3 protein-coding genes and 1 pseudogene are annotated in these 6,000 nt (G+C 71.8%); 1 reads left to right on the top strand and 3 read right to left on the bottom strand.

What is annotated here, in order from left to right:
• Together ACFO3Q_RS03535 and ACFO3Q_RS03530 are read right to left on the bottom strand one after the other, a co-directional pair.
• Nucleotides 1-200, bottom strand: a pseudogene (locus ACFO3Q_RS03535) (hypothetical protein); the annotation flags it as partial.
• A 92-nt stretch (nucleotides 201-292) separates the two neighbouring features.
• Nucleotides 293-1,465 (bottom strand): thiolase family protein, encoded by a 1,173-nt coding sequence (locus ACFO3Q_RS03530; protein WP_377003259.1) that lies wholly within the window; start codon nucleotides 1,463-1,465, stop codon nucleotides 293-295.
• 365 nt (nucleotides 1,466-1,830) lie between these two features.
• On the opposite strand from ACFO3Q_RS03530, the gene ACFO3Q_RS03525 reads away from it, so the two are divergent.
• Nucleotides 1,831-4,668 carry a S8 family serine peptidase gene (locus ACFO3Q_RS03525; protein ID WP_377003258.1) on the top strand — a complete coding sequence of 946 codons (2,838 nt, stop codon included), beginning with the start codon at nucleotides 1,831-1,833 and terminating at the stop codon, nucleotides 4,666-4,668.
• Between the two features lie 164 nt (nucleotides 4,669-4,832).
• On the opposite strand, the gene ACFO3Q_RS03520 is transcribed toward ACFO3Q_RS03525, so the two are convergent.
• Entirely contained in the window at nucleotides 4,833-5,990 is a 1,158-nt protein-coding gene (locus ACFO3Q_RS03520) for an isovaleryl-CoA dehydrogenase (protein WP_377003257.1), read from the bottom strand.
• Nucleotides 5,991-6,000 lie beyond the last annotated feature (10 nt).

Genomic DNA, 6,000 nt, shown 5'->3' with positions numbered 1-6,000 from the left:
GCCACGGCGGCGGCATCGGCCGCAGCGGCGGCGGCCTCGTCGCCCGCGGCAGCCGCGCCGGCGGCCTGGGTCGCCGCCTGCTGGGCCTCGGCAGCGGACTCTGCGGCGCTCTCGGCCGCGTTCTGGGCCTGCTGTTCGTTGCTGCACGCCGCGAGCACGAGGCCCATCGCCAGCGCGAGCAGGGTCTTGTTGATCGACATGGTGGACATCCTTGAAAGTGGGTGGCGGATGCGTGTGAAAACGCTTTCACATCATGCGATGTGCAAGGCGCCTGTCAAGCATTCCGCCCGGTTCAGACGGCCTCGATGGCGATCGCGGTGGCCTCGCCGCCGCCGATGCAGAGCGTCGCGACGCCCCGCCGTGCGCCGCGCAGGCGCATCGCCGCGACCAGCGTCACCACCAGCCGTGCGCCGGAGGCGCCGATGGGGTGGCCGAGCGCGCAGGCGCCGCCGTGCACGTTGACCTTCTCGTGCGGAATGCCCAGCTCCTTCATGGGCGTCATGGCGACCACGGCGAAGGCTTCGTTGATCTCGAACAGGTCCACGTCGCCGACAGCCCAGCCGGCCTTGTCCAGCACCTTCCGGATCGCGCCCACGGGCGCCGTGGTGAACCACTCCGGCTCCTGCGAGTGGGTCGCGTGGGCGACGATGCGGGCCAGCGGCGTCACGCCGCGGCGCTGGGCCTCCTCCTCGGACAGCAGGACGGTGGCCGCTGCGCCGTCGGAGATGCTGGACGAGCTGGCCGCGGTGATGGTGCCGTCCTTGCGGAAGGCGGCGCGCAGGGTGGGGATCTTGGCGACGTCGGAGCGGCCCGGCTGCTCGTCGGTGTCGTACTCGACCTCGCCCTTGCGGGTGGCGACCTTCACCGGGACGATCTCCTCGGCGAATGCGCCCGACTTGATGGCGGCCTGCGCGCGCCGCACCGAGGCGATGGCGTACTCGTCCTGCGCCTCGCGGCTGAAGCAGTACTTGTCGGCGCAGGCCTCGCCGTAGACGCCCATGGCCTCGCCGTTGTAGGCATCGGTGAGGCCGTCGAAGGCCATGTGGTCGACCAGCTTGCCGTCGCCGTAGCGGATGCCGCCGCGCGCGTTGAGCATGTGCGGCGCATTGGTCATGGACTCCATGCCGCCGGCCACCACCACTCCGGCCGAACCGGCCTTGATGAGGTCGACGCCCAGCATGATGGCCTTCATGCCCGAGCCGCAGACCTTGTTCAGGGTCGAGGCGCCGGTGGAGACCGGCAGGCCCGCGCCCAGCGCCGCCTGGCGCGCGGGGGCCTGGCCGAGGTTGGCCGGCAGCACGCAGCCCATGATCACCTCGTCGACGTCCGCCGCGGGGACGCCCGACTGCGCGAGCGCGGCGGCGATGGCGGTGGCGCCCAGGGTCGGCGAGGGCACGCCGGTGAACTGGCCCTGGAACGATCCGATGGGGGTGCGCTTGGCACCGGCGATGACCACGTTCTGCATGCGGAACTCCGTAGATCCCGCGGCGCGTCACCCGCGCCGGCGGTGTGAGGGGTATCGATCCATTATGCCGGCCCATGCCACCCCGCCGCGAGGGACCAAAGGGCCATTGCGCCCCGAGGGCAGCGCCGAGGGCCGCGCAGGCAACGCCCGCCCCGGCCAGCCCCGAGCCCCTTGGCCCAAGCCCCGGCCCCGGCCCCGGGCCCCAGGCCCCAGGCCCCAGGCCCCAGGCCCCAGGCCCCAGGCCCCAGGCCAAGCCAATACCCGTCCCCACCAGATTGCCCCCGACGCCGAGCCCGCGGTACAACCCGGTCGAGGCAGCGTGAAAGCGCGCCTTCCCCTTCGAGACGGACTTCGCCGGAGACACGATGAGCAGCAGCGACCCCACCACGCGCCACGCGATGCGCGCGCTGGCCCTCACCTTCGCAGCCGCGCTGACCGCCTGTGGCGGTGGCGGCGGTGGGGAGTCGATCCGGCCGACGCCGCCGATCCCCAATCCGCCTCCGCCGCCCGCACCGCCACCACCGCCGCCGAGCGGCACGCCGGAGAGCCAGCCGGCGCGCGACGGCCATCTCACCCGCACCAACGCCAACGCGGCACACGATCTCGGCTACACGGGCGCGGGCGTGCGGATCGGCATCGTCGATACCGGCGTCAACCGCAGCCATCCGGCGCTGACCGGCCGCGTCGAGGCGCCGCTGAACTACGTCGACGGACGCAGCAACGACCTCAGCGTGGGCGACGTCAACGGCCACGGCACCATGGTCGCGGAGATCGCGGCGGGCCGGGCCTACGGCCGCTTCGCCGGCGGCATCGCGCCGGATGCCACCATCGTCCCGGCGCGCATGCTGATCGACGATCCGCCGCCGCCGGACCCGGACAATCCGCCGGACCTGGGCGACGCGAGCTTCTTCTCCCGCCTGGTCGACGATCTGATGGGACGCAACGTCGACATCGTCAACAACTCCTGGAGCACCGGCTGGAGCAGGGCGAGCGTCGGCAGGCAGTTCTTCGCCGCCTACGATCCCTTCGTGAACGACTACGGCGGCCTGCTGGTCTGGGCGGCGGGCAACAGCGGGGAGGACCAGCCGTCGCAGACCGCCAGCCTCGCCACGATCTTCCCCGAACTCGAGCGCGGCTGGCTCGCCGTCGTGGCGCTCGACACCGACGACCCGACGGCCCTGGCGCGGTACTCGAATGCCTGCGGCGTCGCCATGAACTACTGCCTCGCCGCGCCCGGCAGCGTGGTGGTGGGCGGGAACGACGATCCGGGCAACTACTACGTCGTGCGCGGCACCTCGCTCGCGGCGCCGCAGGTCACCGGTGCCGCGGCGCTGGTGTGGGACGCCTTCCCGTGGTTCTCCAACGACTTGGTGCGCCAGACCCTGCTCGGTACGGCCACCGATCTGGGGGCGCCCGGCGTGGACCCGGTGTTCGGACACGGCCTGCTGGACGTGGGCCGGGCCGTGCTCGGCCCGGCGCGTTTCGACTGGGGCACGGTGACCGCGGAGTTCTCCGGCGGGACGTCGTTCTGGGAGAACGACATCTCCGGCGCCGGCGGCCTCACCAAGCGCGGCAACGGCGTGCTGGTGCTGGAGGGCGACAACAGCTACAGCGGGCAGACCCGTGTCGAGGGCGGCGTGCTGGCCGTCGACGGGCGCCTGACCGACTCGCAGGTCACCGTAGGCGCGCAGGGCGGGCTGACCGGCTTCGGCAGCGTCGGACGCGACGTGGTGAACCACGGCGTCGTCGGTGTCGGCGGCGGCGATGCCACGAACAGCGGCGACTTCCGCATCGAGGGCGACTACACGCAGGCCGCGGGTGCGCGGCTGGCGGTGGAGCTGGGCAGCCGGCTCGAGGTCGGCGGGAGCGCGACCCTCCACGGCGGCGACCTGCACGTGCTCGGCGCGCGCAGCGGCTACACGCCGTCGGGCCTGGTCAGCGTGCTGGTCGCGGCCGGCGGCGTCGACGGCCGGTTCGATGCGCTGACCCATGCCGACAACGTACTGGTGCAGGGCGGCATCATGTACGAGCCGAACGAGGTGCTGCTCTACGTCACCCACTTCAGCGCCGCCGCGCTGGCCGCGGGTGGGCAGCTCGGAGCGGCCTCGGCGGGCGCAGCCCAGCGGGTCGAGGAGGCCTTCCGGACCCTCGACGTCATGCTCGCCCGGGACGATGCACGCAGCCTTCCCGACGGCTTCCTCGCGGCGGCGGGTGCGATCCAGGGCAGCGGTGTGTCCATGGCCGCCGCGGACGCCGTCTTCGCCAGCCTCTCGGGCGAGGTCCACGGTGCCAGTGCGGCGATGACGTTCGAATCCATCGATGCCAGCACCCGCGCCCTGTCGGCACGCCTGGACCAGGTGCATGCGCGCCAGGCGCCATCGGGCGCCTGGAGCAGCACCCACGGCCTGCACGGCGGCTTCGGCCGGAGCGGCCTTGCCGGCCTCGACTTCGACCTCGACGGCTGGCTGGTCGGCAACGACATGCGCCTGGGCCAGGGCGGAGTGCTGGGCTTCGGCTTCGGCCAGTCGCAGGCGCAGTCGCAGCTCGCGGGCGGTGCCGACCGCAACCGCAGCCGCGCCAGCGAGGCGCTCGCCTATGCCGGCCTCTCGCGCGAGCGCTGGTATGCCCAGGGCAGCCTCGGGGCGGGCCGCTTCGACCACGACGTGAGCCGCTTCCTGCTGCTCGGTGCGCAGCCGGAGGGCGTGTGGACCGACTACAGCGGGCGCTTCGCCAGCGCGTACGCGGAAACCGGCTACCGCTTCGACCTCGGCGACCTGCGGCTCACGCCCTATGTCGGTACCCAGTTCGCCCGCGTGGACCGGGACGGGTTCACGGAGCAGGGCGGCGCAGGCTTCGGGCTCCGCGCGGATGCCGGCACCCTGGAGCGCTGGCAGGCCATGGCCGGCCTGCGCGCCGAGCGGACCTTCGTGCTCGCCAACGGCCGGCCCCTGCAGCTCAGTGGCCGCGCCCAGTGGCAGCAGACCCTCGATGCGCGCGGCGACGTGTTCGATGCCAGCCTCAACGCGCTCGACGACTGGCAGCCGCTGGTGGGCGTGGGACTGGCCGAGTACGGCGGCCTGTTCGGCCTCGGCCTCGCCAGCCCGCTGGCGCGCAACGCCTGGCTGTCGCTCGACTACGACCACCGCTTCGGCCAGCGGGGCGATGCCCGGATGCTGGCGGCGTCGTTTCGGTATGTCTTTTGAGTTGAAAGCGGGAATCGGGAAGCGGGAGTCGGGACCTGGGGGTAGGGAACAGGGAACAGGGAACAGGGAACAGGGAACAGGGAACGCGGCGGATTTCCGGTCGGCGGGACCTGAACCGGCTTCCGCCCTTCAGGTCCCGATTCCCGATTCCCCATTCCCGCCTTTCAGCTCTTCCCGTGAAACAACTCCCGCCCGATCAGCATCCGCCGGATCTCGTTGGTTCCGGCGCCGATCTCGTAGAGCTTAGCGTCGCGCAGCAGGCGGCCGGCGGGGTATTCGTTGATGTAGCCGTTGCCGCCGAGGGCCTGGATGGCCTCGAGCGCGACCTTCACCGCGTTCTGCGAGGCGTTGAGCAGGCAGGCCGCCGGGTCGATGCGTGAGCGGATGCCGTTGTCGAAGTCCTGCGCGACCATGTAGGCGTAGGCCCGCGAGGACTGCAGCATGGTGTACATGTCGGCGATCTTCGCCTGCATGATCCCGAAGGTGCCGATGGGCGCGTTGAACTGCTTGCGCTCGCGCACGTAGGGCAGGGCGATGTCCAGCGCGGCCTGCATGATGCCGATGGGGCCGCCCGAGAGCACCAGGCGCTCGGTGTCGAGGCCGCTCATGAGCACGCGCACGCCCTCGTTGACCTCGCCGACGCGGTTGGCGTCGGGGATCTCGCAGTCCTCGAACACCAGCTCGCAGGTGTTGGAGCCGCGCATGCCGAGCTTGTCCAGCTTCTGCGCGGTGCGGAAGCCCTTCATGCCCTTCTCGACGATGAAGGCGGTCATGCAGCGGCTGCCGGCCGGGCGGTGCGCGGTGCGCATGTAGACCAGCAGCACGTCCGCGTCGGGACCGTTGGTGATCCACATCTTGCTGCCGTTGGCGACCCACACGTCGCCCTTCTGCTCGGCGCGACAGGTCATCGAGCCCACCACGTCGGAGCCGGCGCCCGGTTCGCTCATGGCGAGCGCGCCCACCCATTCGCCGCTGGCGAGCTTGGGCAGGTACTTCGCCCGCTGCTCCGGCGTGCCGTTGTTGTGGAGGTTCTGCACGCAGAGGTTGGAATGCGCGCCGTAGGACAGGCCGACCGAGGCCGAGGCGCGCGAGATCTCCTCCATCGCGACGACGTGCGCCAGGTAGCCCATCTCCGAGCCGCCGTACTCGGCCGGCAGGGTGATGCCCAGCAGGCCCATTTCGCCCAGCTTGGCCCAGAGGTCGGACGGGAACGCGTTCTCGCGGTCGATGCGGTCGGCGCGCGGGGCGATCTCGCTCTCGGCGAAACGGCGCACCGCCTCGCGCAGGCTGTCGATCTCCTCGCCGAGGTTCATCGGGCGCATGCTGTCTCCT

The sequence above is a fragment of the Coralloluteibacterium thermophilum genome, assembly GCF_042654365.1.
Taxonomy (GTDB): domain Bacteria; phylum Pseudomonadota; class Gammaproteobacteria; order Xanthomonadales; family Xanthomonadaceae; genus Coralloluteibacterium; species Coralloluteibacterium thermophilum.
This window is presented reverse-complemented; position numbering and strand designations above follow the sequence as displayed.

Coding starts and splice junctions, on each gene's coding strand:
- ACFO3Q_RS03520 (WP_377003257.1), bottom strand. CDS start 5,990: ATGCGCCCGATGAACCTCGGCGAGGAGATCGACAGCCTGCGCGAGGCG.
- ACFO3Q_RS03530 (WP_377003259.1), bottom strand. CDS start 1,465: ATGCAGAACGTGGTCATCGCCGGTGCCAAGCGCACCCCCATCGGATCG.
- ACFO3Q_RS03525 (WP_377003258.1), top strand. CDS start 1,831: ATGAGCAGCAGCGACCCCACCACGCGCCACGCGATGCGCGCGCTGGCC.